This is a genomic window from Microcoleus sp. Pol1C5, from assembly GCF_036701115.1.
Classification (GTDB): domain Bacteria; phylum Cyanobacteriota; class Cyanobacteriia; order Cyanobacteriales; family Microcoleaceae; genus Microcoleus.
The window spans coordinates 98,833-113,708 of the sequence record NZ_JAUBQE010000019.1; the positions used below are offsets into that span (position 1 = coordinate 98,833).

Sequence of the window (14,876 nt, forward strand, 5' to 3'; positions counted from 1 at the left end):
AACCCGCCCCTATAGGAATTCCGGTTATTTTACCGACCTAAATATCAGGGGCCCACCGAACACCCTAGTGCTGTTTTTGACAAGAGTCGATCGCCCTGACGAGCACTCTCAAAAAAACTCGATTAATTCACAATTATTAACAACCGCTCCAATTAACTCGCGCCACCGCCCAAAAGAAACAGACTCAGGAGAGTACCGCTGTTCCAAAGACTGTGGAGGAGCATAGGAGCAAGGAGATTGCGCGATCGCGTGTACACAAACCCCAAAACCGCACCCAAAGTCGCCAAAGGCAGAATCTCCGAGACACTCAAGTGAGCCACTGCAAACAAGAAAGCAGAAGCTGCGATCGCCCCCCAAACAGGCAAATAGCGAGTCAAAGAAGGCAGCAGAAAGCCCCGAAACACAATTTCCTCAAAAACCGGAGCCGCGATCGCAGCAGTGCCGAAAAACACCACCAAAGCCACGTTGTCCCTACCTTCAAGAACGATCGGCAAAATCGGATTACTGCCACCTTGTCCCTGCCAAAATTGCTGATTGATCAGCGACACCAAAACTACCAAAGGCAAAGCAACAAAATAGCCACCAAATCCCCACAAAAACCAACTTCCCCGCCAATTAATCCGAAACCAACCTTCAGGCAAAGGCAAAAAAGACTTGACGGAAAAATACAGTACCGAAAGCCCCCCAGCCGACAGCAACAAATAAGTAGCAAAGATATAAAAAGCCTTTTCGCGGGGGTCAAAAGTAGCTGGATTGAGTTTTAAAACAGCCAGAGAAACAGGCAGCAACAAATAGGGAATCAAGATTTGCCCGACAAAGAAAAAGCCGACCACAAGCACCTGCCAAACAATCTCGCCGTCCCAAGGCACATCCCAAGTCAAGCTCGCATTGCGCGCCAACAGCGGCCCCGGCTCTGCTTTCTCTAACTGCTTCCGCTGCAACAGCCACTGCACGGTCAAACCAACCAGCAAAACCGTACCAATAAAAAGTGCGATCGCCGGAACCCCAACCACAATTGCCAACTTTTCTATAGCTTGTTCAGCCGTTGCTTGCTCTGCTGCTTGCAGCGCCGCCAGCTCTTTAGAACGTTCTTGCAGCTTGTAAAGTTGAGCTAGAGCGCGATAGCGAAACCAGCCCTCCAAAGACTTTTGAATGCGGGGCTCGGCATCCGGCAGCAGTTGAGCCGGATTGCTCCAAATTCCCGTTAAAACTTGAGCAGTTATTACCGAAGAGTCGTAATCTATTTGAGTTTTGTAGCGCTCAACTAAATTTGTCCAAGTTTGGAGCGCCGCCTCAGTTTTGCCACTGCTTGCCTGCAAAATTCCCAAGCGCAAGTCAAGTTCGTTTAGCAGCGCTGACTGTTGCTCGATCGACTCTGACAAAGCCTTGTTTTGAGCCAAGTTCAGAGTATTATCAGCAGACTTGGAGGCGATAGCAGACTGAATTCCTTTAAATTGTGATTGAGTTGTTTCGAGAGTTTTGCGAGTCGAGTCTCGCGCTTCTTGATATTGCGTCAAAGCCGTATTTAAAGGATCTGCACCGACAATATTGTTGCGCGCCGAACTTAAATTAACACTCTGATTATTTTCTCCCTGCCACTCCGAGGCGTGCAGCAGCAAATTTGTCTGGTAGAGTTCCAGCCGGCTTTGAATTTGCGGTTGATTCCAACTAGCAAGTAAAGATAAACCGACCAGGGCGATCGCGATCGCCGTTAAAATACCTAAAATAACCCGCTTCAGTGTCATTCCTGCTTTTCCGTCCCGCGCGAATCCGTGGCTAAATCTTTTCCGTCTTTAATCATAGGTCGTTGCAGACGAGAGTATCCCGACAACTGGTAAAATTTCACTGGCTCATCTTTTTGACTCGCCTCAACAAGACTTACGCCACAAATCCTCGCTCCGCCATGTATGGGTAAGGTGTGCACAGCGCACCCGCAGCCGGGTAGCAGGCTAAATCTAAAATCTAAAATCTAAAATCTAAAATCGAATGACTCGCATTATCTTAGTCCGTCACGGCAAAAGCACCTACAATCAAGAACGCCGCATCCAAGGCCGCCTCGATAAATCAATTTTGACAGAAGCAGGTCGCAACACCGCCCTGCAAGTAGGTGACACACTCAGCAGTATCGCCTTTGATGCCGCCTATACCAGCCCTCTGCAACGAGCCAAAGAAACAGCAGAAATCATCCTGTCGCGCTTGACAAATCCGCCACAACTCCAGCCAACTGATAATTTGATGGAAATTGATTTGCCTCTGTGGGAAGGAATGTTGCGCCAAGATGCGATCGACAAATTCCCCGAAGCATATCAGCAGTGGCAAAAACAGCCAGACAAATTTTCCATGAAACTGCCATCTGCTGACGGAGACATCGAACACTTTCCCGTATTGGCAATTTTTGCTAACGCCCGTCATTTTTGGCAAGAACTTTTATCGCGCCACCAGGACGGCACAATTCTAGTAGTAGGTCACAACGGAATCAACCGCGCTCTCATCGCCACGGCCTCGGAAATTACCCCGGATTATTATCAATCAATTCAACAGTCAAATTGCGGAATTAGTGTCATTAATTTTGGCCCTTCCCCTGTTACCAACGACGAACCCGGAGAGCCAAAAAAGAAAATTGCAGTTCAATTAGAGTCGGTGAATTTAACTTCCCATACCGGGGAAATTTTTCCCAAACCGAGGGACGGACACCAAGGCCCGCGATTGTTGCTGGTGCGTCACGGCGAAACCGACTGGAATAAAGCAGGTAAATTTCAAGGGCAGATTGACGTGCCTCTCAACGATAACGGCCGCGAACAATCCCGGCGGGCGGCAGAATTTCTCAAGGATGTAAAATTAGACTTTGCGATTAGCAGTTCCATGCTGCGCCCGAAAGAAACTGCGGAAATTATTCTCAAATATCACGGCGGTTTGCAACTAGAACTCCGCGACGAGTTGAGAGAAATCAGCCACGGACTTTGGGAAGGAAAGTTTGAATCAGAAATCGAACAATCCTATCCGGGTTTGCTAGCAGAATGGAAAACAAATCCTGAAACAGTGCAAATGCCCGAAGGAGAGAATTTGCAGCACGTATGGAATCGGGCGATCGCAGCTTGGCGAGAAATCGTACAATCAGTTTCTGGTACTGGGATTGTCGTTGCTCACGACGCCATTAACAAAGCTATTCTCTGCCACCTATTCGGTTTAGAACCCGAACATTTCTGGAAATTCAAACAAGGAAACGGAGCCGTTAGCGTGATTGATTATCCCCACGGCCCCGATGGTTTGCCGGTATTACAAGCGATGAATGTCACAACTCATTTGAGCGGCGGCGTTTTTGACAAAACAGCAGCCGGAGCACTGTAATTAGTAAAGTGCTGAGCGCGAACAAGTAGACGTATTACCGATCTGCTGTTTGACGATTAGACCTTCGATCCCCCCTAGCCCCCCTTAAGAAGGGGGGAAAAGAAGCCTTCTCAAAGCCCCTCTTTTTAAGGGGGATTTAGGGGGATCGAGACTCGTGTCAAAGCGAAATTTATCAAAGCTTTTAGACCTAAGTTAACACCACTGCCCACCGCTACGAGTACCCACCTGAAAAATGTTTTAATTTTTATAGCAACTGCCAAGATGGTTAGGACGTTCTTAATTACTAAAACCCTGGCTTTTATTCCTTCTTCCTTCTTCCTTCGTTTACTTCGCGTCTTCGCGGTTCCATCTTCCACCCATCCGTTACATCCGTTATAGAATCCGTTGCCGAACTTCTTTCTTCTATATATTTAAATCTTAAGTTATGAGCCGCGAACTGCTACAAAATGTACGAGTGCTAGATCCAGTTTCAGGGAGCGATCGCATCGCTGATATTCTGATTGCTGAAGGTGATATCAAAGCAGTCGAAGAAAAAATTGCTGAGTTTCCCGCTGACACGCAAGTGCGGGATTGCCAGGGACTGATTTTGGGGCCGGGGTTAACTGATATGTACAGTCACAGTGGAGAACCGGGTTTTGAGGATCGGGAAACGCTCGAATCTTTGATGCAGGCTGCGGCGGCTGGCGGTTTTACGCGGCTGGCGATTTTGCCGGATACCTCGCCACCTGTTGACAATTTGGCCGGTTTAGCTTTGTTGCAGCAACATATCCGCAATTTGTCTCCCGGGCTGCCCCGCTTGTATTATTGGGGAGCGCTGACAGCGGGCGTGAAAGGGCAGCAGATGGCCGAGTTGGGCGAGCTGGCCTCCTGTCCAGTGGTGGGTTTTGCAGACGGTTTGCCGCTGTCTAATCCGGCTCTGGTGAGGCGTTTGCTGGAGTATATCCAGCCTTTGGGCAAATCTGTGGCTTTGTGGCCGTGCGATCGAACTTTGGCCGGAAATGGCGCGGTGAGGGAGGGTGCGCTGTCGGTGCGCTTGGGTTTACCAGGAATTCCGGCGAGTGCGGAAACTTCGGCTTTGGCGGTAATTCTGGAGTTGGTGGCATCTGCGGGTACTCCGGTGCACATTATGCGCGTTTCCACGGCCCGCAGCGTGGAATTGATTCGAGATGCGAAGGCGCGGGGTTTGCCGGTGACTGCGAGTGTGACTTGGATGCACTTGCTGTTGAATGTCGGGGCAATTTCAGGAAACTCTCAAGATTCCGGCCGGAAAAATGCTCTGACTGCTTCGTTGCCCTACGATCCGAATTTACGCCTAGAACCGCCGTTGGGCAATCTCAGCGACCAATTAGCGCTGATTCAAGCTGTGAAAGATGGCGTAATTGATGCGATCGCGATCGACCACAACCCGCATACTTATGAGGAGAAAACGGTGGCTTTTGCTGATAGTCCGCCCGGGGCGATCGGCTTGGAATTAGCTTTGCCTTTACTGTGGCACGGACTGGTAGAAACGGGCGAATTTTCGGCTTTAGAACTGTGGCGAGTTTTGAGCGCAGGCCCTGCAGTTTGTCTCGGACAAGCCCCCGCCACGGTTGCCACTGGAGTCTCTGCTGAGCTGATTTTGTTCGACCCGCAAATGAGTTGGACTGTTGACGGGCCAAGTCTGAAGTCGCGATCGGCAAATACGCCTTGGTTGGGACAAAAAATTGCAGGAAAAGTTGTACAAACCTGGATTTATTAACATTTGAGATTGCAATTCATCTGTTGTAGAACAGCCATCTTGTCTGTTTCTCAAAGTATAACAAGCATCTTGCCTGTTTCTGGGAATGCTGCATGAGGTGAGTCATAAGAGAAGATAAATACATGATTACTGCTTTTGATTCGTGGAATTCCCCACCGCTAGACTTGACATTGGATCTCGGCGAAATTCATGTTTGGCGCGTCTCTCTGGCTCAAACAGAATCTTGCTTGCAGAGCTTACAACAGACTCTCTCTCCAGACGAGCGGACAAAAGCCGATCGTTTTGTGTTTCCAAAAGATCGATCGCAATTTATTGTGAGTCGTGGCGCCATGAGAGAAATTCTCAGTCGCTATCTAAACATAAATTCTCACATTTTGTGCTTTGACTACAATCCCTACGGTAAACCCTCCCTCATCGCCGCCCAAGGGGGAAATACCCTCCGTTTCAATTTGTCTCACTCAGGGAAAATGGCTCTAATTGCTATTACAAAAAATCGAGATATTGGTGTCGATATTGAAGGTATGAATTCCAAATTTCCTTGCCTGGAAATTGCGGAAAAGTTTTTTTCACCATTAGAAAATAGTGTCTTGCGTTCGCTCCCAGAACATCTCCAACCCCGCGCTTTTTTCACCTGCTGGACTCGCAAAGAAGCCTATATCAAAGCAGTCGGTAAAGGCCTTTCTATTCCCCTGAATCAGTTTGATGTCAGCCTCGCACCAGGAGAACCAGCAGCGCTGTTAAATGTTGAAAAAAGCCCCGAAGAAGCATCGAGATGGTCTTTAATTGAATTAATTCCGAGTTCAGATATGGTGGCGGCTGTTGCGGTTGCAGGAGATTGCTCGAAACTACATTGTTGGCAGTGGACAGGGGAGTTTTGATTTATACCGATCGCCAAGAGTAAAAGATAACGGCAACGGTCGCTACAATAAGTCTACTGGCTGCACCTCCAAGCTAGTGTATTGCACACTCTCCATAGACAAATAAGGACACAACATTTTTGTGTCCTTACGTCAATTCGGCTGCAACTTGCAACCCTAGAACTGATTTAAAAATTTAACCAAATCGATAGCCGAACCCACGTACCGTAATGATATATTCCGGTTGACCCGGATCTAACTCCAACTTTTCGCGTAGCCAGCGGATGTGAACGTCAACTGTTTTGCTGTCTCCGATAAAGTCTTGGCCCCAAATTTTTTCTAGCAACTGATCGCGAGACCAAACTCGCCGGGGATAACTCATAAATAGTTCTAGTAAGCGAAACTGTTTAGGAGAAAATTTCACTTCCAGACCACGAACCAACACGCGGCACTCTTCAGGATACAAAGTTATACTCTTATATTGCAGCGTCCTCGGTTCCGGTAAGCGACCGAGGCGCTGGCGTCGCATCAGCGCCCGACAGCGAGCGATAAACTCCCGCATTCCAAAAGGCTTGGTCAGATAATCATCAGATCCGGCTTCGAGGTAAAAAGCGCAATTATTGGCACTTCCTCTAGCACCGATAATCAAAATAGGGACGGGATTTCCTTGATGCCGTAACATTCGACACAGATCTAAACCGTTAATTGAATCCATAATTAACAGGTTAAAGGCCAATTCACCATGGTATGACGAAGCAGCCTGTACAGAAGGTAGAGCGTTACGCCCGTCGCTAGTAACCACCACCTCATAGCCCTGTTCTTTAAGGGCTAAAGCTAGCATTTCCCGCAACAGATCTTCACCTTCCAATAACAAAATACGGCCGGCTTGTCCAACAGCCAACCTTGAAGGACTTTCGCTTAATTCAGCAGAAGACATAAATATCAGTGGGAGTGATGTTTGTATGTGGCTAGCGCGAGGTACCTTCTTCAGTAGCTGAGGTACTCTCGCGCTGCGATCGCTTGTACGATCGCCATTTATTTGTTCAATCGCTTAGAATCCTTCGCCAGTCCATCCCACAGACACGCGCTCGACCTTTGCTACTTGCTCATGCAAGGAATACAGCCGTAGAGCAGTTGCCGGAACCGCGCTGTCTGCCTGCGTCCAGGCCACAGAAGTCTGGTCATTTTTCGGGGTCGGTGTTAATTTCATAAAACATTGCCCGCTGTTAATTGACCACGTAACACCCAATCTAGAGGGATATGCTTGTTATACTACTCTTAAAAGGTTATTAAAAGGTAAAGTTTTGGCCATCAAGTGGTTAAATTATTAACGTTAAGTAATATAACGGTAAAGTTGCGATCGCACTGTAGGGCTTTTTTTAAGAATACAATAATAAGTTGGGCGAAATTCCTTTTTCTTCCTGTGCCGGCTACGATCGACGATAGCAAGTAAAAATTTTGTAGACTGCCTATCATGTTGCTGCATTTGAGTACGTGGCCCGAGGTAGAAGCTTATCTAGAAAGCTCCCGAGGCATAATTATCCCGATCGGCTCCACCGAACAGCATGGGCCCACCGGCTTGATCGGGACTGACGCCATTGCAGCGAGGGCGATCGCCCGCGGTGTCGGCGAAGCTGCCAATGCCTTAATCGGCCCGACAATTAATGTCGGCATGGCTCTGCACCACACCAGCTTTCCCGGCACAATCAGCCTGCGACCGCAGACTCTGATATTGGTAATCAGGGACTATATCACATCTTTGGCAAAAGCTGGATTTGAGAAATATTTCTTCATTAACGGTCACGGCGGCAACATTGCCACCATGAAAGCAGCATTTTCCGAGAGTTACGCGCATTTGTCGGACTTGAACCTACCAAATGCCGATCGAATCCAGTGTCAAATCGGCAATTGGTTCATGTGCGGTTCAGTTTACCAACTAGCAAAAGAATTATACGGAAACCAAGAAGGTTCCCACGCCACCCCCAGCGAAGTCGCCTTAACCCAGTACCTTTATCCAGAAGCAATCAAGGAAGCTCCGCTTTCGGAAGAAGTCGGTTCCGGGCACAAAATTTACGGTGCTGCTGACTTCCGCCGCCGATTTCCCGACGGGAGAATGGGTTCAAATCCGGGCTTAGCAACCCCCGAACACGGTCAGCAGTTTTACGAATTAGCAGTCAAAGAATTGACTAATAATTATTTGGAGTTTTTAAATTCAGATTAACGTTTTTTCTTATCATTAGTAGAAATAGCTTAGTAACGAGTAAAAATGTCAAACTCTCCTATATTTTACCGTTATGAGTGAGTAAGCGACATGATATTTCATCTATCTGAGAAAAGCTATATCTCCCGATTCACCATCGGGAGAATATCAAAACTACTCCACAATCCAAGGAGTTAAACAAGGTGTCCAAGCACTCAATTCTTCTTCCTTGAACCAAAGGCTAATTTCCGCCTGGGCAGTTTCCACAGCATCAGAACCATGAATAATATTGCGACCGACATTCACAGCCAAATCGCCGCGAATTGTTCCCGGTTCTGAATTCAGAGGATTTGTTGCGCCAATCATTTTCCTCGCCGAGGCCACAACGCCGTCGCCTTCCCACACCATCGCCACCATCGGCCCGGAAGTGATGAAGTCTACCAGTCCCGCAAAAAAGGGTCTTTCTTTATGTACGCCGTAATGCTGTTCGGCAAGTTCGCGACTCGCCGTCATTAGCTTCATGCCAACTAGCTTAAAGCCCTTGGCTTCAAAACGACCGATAATTTCGCCGACGAGTCCGCGCTGTACGCCGTCGGGCTTAATCGCTAAAAAAGTCCGTTCCAAGATTAACTCCTATAATTGTGTTAACTGATCCAAAAGATAGAGTAACTCAGAACGCACCTAAAGGCAATTCTGAGAATTAGAAATTGTCATTTGGAGAGTTATGGCCGCCCGAAGAAGCAATAAGGAATAAGAAGAGGGAAGAGAAAAGAGGGAAGAAGCAATAAAAGCAAGGGTTAAAGAAACCGGGTTTATCAGAAAAATTTTTGTTAAGTAGCGATGAATCTCCGAAGAAAACTGGTTTCGAGACTTCTATGCGTCTAGGACTGATTTGCATGGATCACCGCGATTTTGTAAAAGGCATTTTTTAGCAGTGCGAACAGGATGCTCACTTGCCCATATAAGTTAATCATCCTTTAAATTATCGGTAAATAATCAAACTCTTGTGGGGTGGCTTTGAGCAACGGCTGAAATATGCAATCTAAATTTAGAAGATTTTATCTCTAGGCAACAAGATGCTCGAACTTCTGGCACAATATGATACAAGTCACTGTTTCCTGTGACTGCCAACACTCTTACCTATGATCTCAAATACAAATATATATGATAATAAACACAATTCTTTAGGCTCGAAAATATAGATAATTAACGGTGATATGAAGACGATCTTGACAGCAACCATTCAGGCAAAAAAAGTATGAAAGGCATTGTAGCATTCATTGAACCCAAAAAGCAAGAGTTTGCAAAATTGCCCTTGTTTGACTTTCTAGCCAACAAAAACATTCACGCGAATCAACGACTAATTTTTGCACCTGTACTCGCTCCTTTGGCTGTGGGATTGAGCGATTTAAATAAATATGTGCTGCGAGAATCTTCTAGTAATAACAAAGTTCAGGAACTCATTAATAAATATACTTATAAAAAGAACTATTATTGGCACGACTATCTAGAATACCTAGAGGAACTGGGCTTAAACCAATTAATGAGTTACGGCGATTTCAGACTGCTTTGGGGTGAAGAAACTAAAAAAACGCGAGCGCTTTGTTCAGTGATCGAACGCTACGCTTGGAAAGCTTCTCCTATTCAGAAACTGGTGTTAGTGGAAGTCCTGGAAGGAACTGCCCAAGTTTTTTTTGAGGCGGCGCTAGCAGTGGCAATGGAATTACAGCAAATTAACCAAAAAGAATCTGTTGATTTTGGAGGATCTTATGGGGGTTTAGAAAATTATCACCTTTTAAACACGCCAGAGATGTTGCAAATTTTAGCAGAAATCAAACTTACAGATGCGGAATACCAAGCAGCTTTAGAATTAGCACAAAATTTATTTGAACTGTTTACAGAAGCGATGAACGAGCTGTTCCAACACAGCCAAACAAATTCTTGCAAGACTGTGCTGCAAATATCTTCAATTTCTGCCTTCGCTCATTGCGCGATCGACTGTCTCGATATTTGTTAGTTTAAACAATCACTAAATTATCTCGGTGTACCGCCGTTTCTACGCCTGCATAGCCTAAAATCTCAGCAATTTTATCGGACTTGCAGCCCTGGATTTGTCTCAATTCTAAACTGCTATAATTCACAAGTCCTCTAGCAATTTGCTTGCCGGTTGCGTCGCACAACTGCACGGAATCATCAGCTTGAAATTCTCCTTCTACTTGAGCAATACCAGCAGCTAAAAGCGATTTTCCGCCCTGGGAAATTGCCTTGACAGCACCCGTGTCTAAATATAGTTTCCCTGCCGGAATTAGCACGTTAGCTATCCAGTGTTTGCGAGCGTTTACAGGGCGCGGTTGAGGCTCAAATTGAGTGCCGATCGACTCTCCGTTGAGTATTTTCTCGATATTACCAGGAAAGCAGCCGTCAGTGATGACAGTCCGCACTCCCGATGCAGTTGCTATTCTCGCGGCTTCAATTTTTGTCACCATTCCGCCGGTTCCCCAACCGCTGCGGGAATCTCCTGTTTGCACCTGAAATTCTGTGAGCTGTGCCATACTTTGGACTAGGGCGATCGGCTGCGCGTCGGGATTGCTGCGCGGATCTGCCGAATACAGCCGATCGACATCTGTGAGAACAAACAACCAATCTGCTTCTACCAAACTCGCTACTAGCGCCGAAAGCGTATCGTTATCGCCAAATTTGAGCTCGTCTACCGCTACTGTATCGTTTTCATTGACGATCGGAATCACGCCCAACCTGAGCAGTTGCCCAAAAGTATTGCAAGCGTTAACATAACCGTTACGCTGCACTAAATCGCCCCTGGTGAGCAATACTTGAGCGATCGGCTGTTGCAGAGTAGTAAACAAATCATCGTACACCCGCATCAGCCGCCCTTGGCCCACAGCCGCCACAGCCTGTTTCAAAGCCATGTTTCGCGGGCGTTCCGTCAAACCCAAGCGCGCGCAGCCAACTCCAACCGCACCCGAAGAAACCAAAACTACTCGATGGCCTTGCTGCCGCAAATCAGCTAAAATTTCGACCAATGCAGCAATAGTTGAAAGAGCTAAGTTTCCCGTAGTCGATCGAGTCAGAGTCGAAGTTCCTATTTTAACAACAATAGTTTGAGTCATTTAAATCTTTCTAATTTCTGCTATCAAGAGAAGCGCCCAAAGCTTGAGAAACCCATACTTCAAAAGAGCGCACCGGATACTTGCGAAGCGCATACCCAGCATCAACCATTGGTTCCACTAAAATAGTAAACATACCCAAACGATTGCCTGCCAAAACATCAGTAAAAAGTCGATCGCCCACCATCGCCACTTGTTCCACCGGCAAATTCATTGCATTAATAGCCTTTCGCAACTTGCGGCGGGACGGCTTAGCTGCACCCGTGATGTATGGTAGATTCAAAGACTCAGCAATCCGACCGATCCGAGTCTGACTTAAATTATTGCTCGCCAACCACAGCGATACTACGGGTTTTATTTCTTCCACCCACAGGGTGAGTTCAGGAGAAGCATTCATTGCAGTGATGGGAACGAGAGTTTCGTCCACATCCAAAACTAATCCTTTAATATTATATTTCTGAAGAATATCAGCCGTTAACTTCATGACTGAATCGCCGAGAACTAAGTCAGGCTGTAGTATTTTACCCCAAGTCATAATGATTTTAGATTTTAGGTTTTAGATTGAGAAATAAGAAATTGGAAGTTAAAGATTAAAAAAGTAAAAAATCAAAAGTGAATAATTATTGCTTTTGCTTTGTGACTTTTGACTTTTTACTTTTGTATTAGTCATTGCCTATCTATTGAGTCGATCGCAACTGCTGGTCAACTTTAGCAATCGCAGCATCGTGTTCTGCCTGCGTGCGGCTAAAAATGTGAGTGCCGTCGTATCGAGCCATAAAGTACAGGTATTCTGTCTTTTCCGGAGTCAGAGTCGCTTCCAGACTTGCTATTCCCGGAGATGCGATCGGAGTTGGCGGCAGCCCTACATTGATATAAGTATTGTAAGGAGAAGGCGTTTCCACCTGCTTGAAAGTCAAAGGCTTCTCCTTAGTTTGCCTAATGCCGAGGGCGTATTCAACCGTCGGGTCAGAACCCAAGGGCATACCCTTATTCAGACGGTTGTTGAATACCCCTGAAATGCGATTGCGCTCGCCCGCCACCACAGCCTCTTTTTCCACAATACTCGCCAGCGTCACCCACTCTTTCAAATCCAGCTTAGTATTCTTCTGATTCTTTTGATAGATCGGCAAAGCCAACTCCTCGAAACGACCGAGCATTTGCTTAATGACAGCTTTCGGGCTAATTGCATCCCCGTCTAGCTGATAAGTATCTGGGTACAAAAACCCTTCCAAGTGAGGCAATCCGCTCGGTAGCCAAGGGTACTGAGCGTAGGGAACTTGACTCGCCACCGCCATAAAATCCTTAGCAGGGAAAAAACCTTGCGCTTCAAAATAAGCGCTCATTTGTTGCAGCGACCACCCTTCTGGAATCGTGAAACTCTGCTGTACAACTTCGCCCTTCCAAATTTTGTCAGCAACTGCACTCAGAGGCTGAGTCGGCGACAGTTGGTAAGTTCCTGCTTGAAAACCTCCCTCGCGGTTTTGCAGAGTCAGCCAGCGGGCCCACATATTCCATGCCGAACTCGATCGAATCAACCCCGCTGCCTCTAAATCCCGGCCGATTTTTTGACTGGGAGTACCCTCCGGGATTTGGATCGACACAGCAGCATCCTCTGCCGGATTCCCCGATGAGGATGTGATTTTAGGCGGCGCCGAAGCCCAGCTCCACCAAGCCCAACCCTGCCAAGCGCAAACTCCCCAGATTGCCGGCAGCAACGCTAGATAAAACAACCATTTAGAGACTTGCGGAGTACCTTTTCGGCTCTCGCGCGCGCTGCCTTTTGTCATTTGTTCTTTATTCATAGTCCGTTGTCCTGGATAAGCTGCGGTTAACTAGCGACTAATGACTGATGACCTGCGATTGATGACCGAAAAGTTAAGAATACAAGCCCTTTAAAAGACCCAATTCACGCGGCCGAATTCAAAAGCCCGATCGCGAAGGCAGAAGCGGCCATCTCGAAAAAGTTCGATCGGGCCAGCAGTTTACTTTTTTATAAAATAGTAAAAAATTCTGCTTTTTGCCATCAGGCCTTGTGCCTGCAATTAATATCTAATCAAGCTCGTCAAAGAACTGGTCTTCCAGCATAGGTAACATCGGTTCCAGCCTTTGGAACTCTTCTTCCGAGAGCAATTCTGGCTTGCCGTCGTCATTCATTCTAGCCAAGATAAAGAACGGGTCTAAAGGCGTATAAATCGCATATTCCTGTTCTTCGTGGTAGAAGCTGGTCAGCCACATCAGCTCCTCAAACTCCGACTCCTCATCTGGATCGACATCGGATGCCATCTCCTCTTCGGGAAATTCGGGCAATTCGCCAACCACAGTCAGCGTCACCGCCGTGCGTCGGAGGGTCAAGTTCTGCTCTTGCAGGACAACTTTAGCTGTATCAAAAATTTTGTCAATTTCGGCTTCGTCTTCTACAGGAATTGCTGCTTCGTCAGTATCGTCTCCCTGCCAGGTAAAAATTTCTACTGGTGAGTCAATTGGCAGCAGCAAAGCGTATTCTTGACCTTCTAGGTTCATAGAATATTCTATGTTGCAAGTCAGCGATCGCCCAACTTCATCCGTCAGGGTGACGGACTCTTCGTTGGAATTGCCATTCTCTTTTTTGCGGTATGGGGATGAGGACATCGCGTGTATCTTATTTTCCGTCAATAATTCAGTAACGTTTGCTTGACAAGTGGGAATTTTCGTGGCGATATTCTGGCTAAGTGGGCGATCGCCAGTCCACCAGCTTAAACCGCGAGACTCGCGACCTTTTCCACAGGCGAGGAGTGCAGCGTTTAAATCTCAGTCTAGTTAGCAAGCGACACTGAGGACAAATCACGATTTTGTGCTTCTTCAGTACCGAGGTACAGCAGAATTTTCTCCAGTTTGTCAAGGGTTACAGGTGTGCGTAGCAAACTTGCACAACCAGGATATCACGCCTCTGTTACAAGCTATCAAGGATTGGGAAGGGCGGAGATATTTTGCCTCCGCTCGTCCAACCACTGCTGCAAAATCAGGGCGGCTGCTTTGCGATCGATCGCACCCTTATTTTGCGACAGCGAAATCCCTTGTGTTTTCATCAATTCCTCTGCCTCAACCGAAGTCAGGCGCTCGTCCACGTACTCTAGGGGGAGGTCTAAGGCTGTGGCGATGCGAGTAGCATATTTCTGCACTTGTCGGGCTTGAGCGCCTAATTCTCCGCTCAGGGAGTAGGGCAAGCCTGCAACCAAAATTTGAACTCTCCGCTCTCGGACAAGCTCTCGGAGATAAGCTACGTCTCGCTCGAAGGACGATCGTACAAGTGTTGTAATGCCCGTAGCTATTAAACCCGTGCCGTCACACCCGGCGATGCCGACTCGTTTGAGGCCGATATCTAATCCCAGTGCTGAAATCCATAATTTATCGTTGGACATTATCAATCAATCAATTTTAGATTTTAGATTTTAGATTTTAGATTTACTATTTTTTTAGGAAATAATCTTATTTAACCAACCGCGAAGACGCGTTAGGCGAAGCCGCGCGTAAGCGCTAGGACGCGAAGGAATAATACCAGTTTCCTAAAATCCTGCTACAGATATGGCATCTAAAATAAATTGCCATCCTGTTAAAGAAGCAATAACTTC

General features: G+C 46.9%; 13 protein-coding genes. 5 read left to right on the forward strand and 8 right to left on the reverse strand.

Features of this window, described 5'->3' with window-relative positions:
• Window positions 1-152: 152 nt before the first annotated feature.
• Window positions 153-1,745, reverse strand: coding sequence for a type II CAAX endopeptidase family protein (locus tag QUA23_RS12875; RefSeq protein WP_333076292.1), 1,593 nt, complete (start codon window positions 1,743-1,745; stop codon window positions 153-155).
• Between the two features lie 241 nt (window positions 1,746-1,986).
• Here QUA23_RS12875 and QUA23_RS12880 point away from each other — a divergent pair, with 241 nt between their 5' ends.
• The 3 genes from QUA23_RS12880 to QUA23_RS12890 all read left to right on the forward strand — a co-directional run bounded on the left by QUA23_RS12880 (window position 1,987) and on the right by QUA23_RS12890 (window position 5,964).
• The gene (locus QUA23_RS12880) at window positions 1,987-3,348 is read left to right on the forward strand and encodes a histidine phosphatase family protein (RefSeq protein ID WP_333076291.1); all 1,362 of its coding nucleotides are present in this window, start codon (window positions 1,987-1,989) and stop codon (window positions 3,346-3,348) included.
• Window positions 3,349-3,772: 424 nt separating this feature from the next.
• Window positions 3,773-5,086: a dihydroorotase gene (locus QUA23_RS12885; RefSeq protein WP_333076290.1), complete on the forward strand. Its 1,314-nt coding sequence runs from the start codon at window positions 3,773-3,775 to the stop codon at window positions 5,084-5,086.
• A 122-nt stretch (window positions 5,087-5,208) separates the two neighbouring features.
• Window positions 5,209-5,964 carry a 4'-phosphopantetheinyl transferase superfamily protein gene (locus QUA23_RS12890; RefSeq protein WP_333076289.1) on the forward strand — a complete coding sequence of 252 codons (756 nt, stop codon included), beginning with the start codon at window positions 5,209-5,211 and terminating at the stop codon, window positions 5,962-5,964.
• A 175-nt stretch (window positions 5,965-6,139) separates the two neighbouring features.
• Here the strand turns inward: QUA23_RS12890 and QUA23_RS12895 are convergent, their stop codons facing one another.
• The gene (locus QUA23_RS12895) at window positions 6,140-6,880 is read right to left on the reverse strand and encodes a response regulator transcription factor (protein WP_333076288.1); all 741 of its coding nucleotides are present in this window, start codon (window positions 6,878-6,880) and stop codon (window positions 6,140-6,142) included.
• Window positions 6,881-7,417: 537 nt separating this feature from the next.
• On the opposite strand from QUA23_RS12895, the gene QUA23_RS12900 reads away from it, so the two are divergent.
• On the forward strand, window positions 7,418-8,164 hold the full coding sequence (locus QUA23_RS12900; protein ID WP_333076287.1) for a creatininase family protein: 747 nt from the start codon (window positions 7,418-7,420) through the stop codon (window positions 8,162-8,164).
• Window positions 8,165-8,317: 153 nt separating this feature from the next.
• Here the strand turns inward: QUA23_RS12900 and ndk are convergent, their stop codons facing one another.
• Window positions 8,318-8,767: a nucleoside-diphosphate kinase gene (gene ndk, locus QUA23_RS12905; protein WP_333076286.1), complete on the reverse strand. Its 450-nt coding sequence runs from the start codon at window positions 8,765-8,767 to the stop codon at window positions 8,318-8,320.
• Between the two features lie 634 nt (window positions 8,768-9,401).
• Here ndk and QUA23_RS12910 point away from each other — a divergent pair.
• Window positions 9,402-10,160: a hypothetical protein gene (locus QUA23_RS12910; protein WP_333076285.1), complete on the forward strand. Its 759-nt coding sequence runs from the start codon at window positions 9,402-9,404 to the stop codon at window positions 10,158-10,160.
• 1 nt (window position 10,161) lies between these two features.
• Here QUA23_RS12910 and proB read toward each other — a convergent pair whose 3' ends face one another.
• From proB to ruvX, 5 genes are all read right to left on the reverse strand, one after another.
• Window positions 10,162-11,271, reverse strand: a complete 1,110-nt coding sequence (gene proB, locus QUA23_RS12915) for a glutamate 5-kinase (protein ID WP_333076284.1) — start codon at window positions 11,269-11,271, stop codon at window positions 10,162-10,164.
• Between the two features lie 10 nt (window positions 11,272-11,281).
• Complete coding sequence (locus tag QUA23_RS12920) at window positions 11,282-11,803, reverse strand: YqeG family HAD IIIA-type phosphatase (RefSeq protein WP_006633331.1); 522 nt, start codon at window positions 11,801-11,803, stop codon at window positions 11,282-11,284.
• A 142-nt stretch (window positions 11,804-11,945) separates the two neighbouring features.
• A complete protein-coding gene (gene mltG / locus QUA23_RS12925; RefSeq protein WP_333076283.1) occupies window positions 11,946-13,070 on the reverse strand; it encodes an endolytic transglycosylase MltG in 1,125 nt (374 codons plus the stop codon).
• Window positions 13,071-13,317: 247 nt separating this feature from the next.
• On the reverse strand, window positions 13,318-13,896 hold the full coding sequence (locus QUA23_RS12930) for a DUF3727 domain-containing protein (RefSeq protein ID WP_333076282.1): 579 nt from the start codon (window positions 13,894-13,896) through the stop codon (window positions 13,318-13,320).
• A gap of 311 nt (window positions 13,897-14,207) precedes the next feature.
• Complete coding sequence (gene ruvX / locus QUA23_RS12935) at window positions 14,208-14,666, reverse strand: Holliday junction resolvase RuvX (RefSeq protein WP_333076281.1); 459 nt, start codon at window positions 14,664-14,666, stop codon at window positions 14,208-14,210.
• Window positions 14,667-14,876: the final 210 nt, after the last annotated feature.

Bases quoted from the DNA above. Each gene is read 5' to 3' on its own strand.
- ruvX (WP_333076281.1), bottom strand. From the start codon at position 14,666: ATGTCCAACGATAAATTATGGATTTCAGCACTGGGATTAGATATCGGC.
- QUA23_RS12885 (WP_333076290.1), top strand. From the start codon at position 3,773: ATGAGCCGCGAACTGCTACAAAATGTACGAGTGCTAGATCCAGTTTCA.
- mltG (WP_333076283.1), bottom strand. From the start codon at position 13,070: ATGAATAAAGAACAAATGACAAAAGGCAGCGCGCGCGAGAGCCGAAAA.
- QUA23_RS12920 (WP_006633331.1), bottom strand. From the start codon at position 11,803: ATGACTTGGGGTAAAATACTACAGCCTGACTTAGTTCTCGGCGATTCA.
- proB (WP_333076284.1), bottom strand. From the start codon at position 11,271: ATGACTCAAACTATTGTTGTTAAAATAGGAACTTCGACTCTGACTCGA.
- QUA23_RS12880 (WP_333076291.1), top strand. From the start codon at position 1,987: ATGACTCGCATTATCTTAGTCCGTCACGGCAAAAGCACCTACAATCAA.
- QUA23_RS12930 (WP_333076282.1), bottom strand. From the start codon at position 13,896: ATGTCCTCATCCCCATACCGCAAAAAAGAGAATGGCAATTCCAACGAA.
- QUA23_RS12895 (WP_333076288.1), bottom strand. From the start codon at position 6,880: ATGTCTTCTGCTGAATTAAGCGAAAGTCCTTCAAGGTTGGCTGTTGGA.
- QUA23_RS12910 (WP_333076285.1), top strand. From the start codon at position 9,402: ATGAAAGGCATTGTAGCATTCATTGAACCCAAAAAGCAAGAGTTTGCA.
- QUA23_RS12900 (WP_333076287.1), top strand. From the start codon at position 7,418: ATGTTGCTGCATTTGAGTACGTGGCCCGAGGTAGAAGCTTATCTAGAA.
- QUA23_RS12875 (WP_333076292.1), bottom strand. From the start codon at position 1,745: ATGACACTGAAGCGGGTTATTTTAGGTATTTTAACGGCGATCGCGATC.
- QUA23_RS12890 (WP_333076289.1), top strand. From the start codon at position 5,209: ATGATTACTGCTTTTGATTCGTGGAATTCCCCACCGCTAGACTTGACA.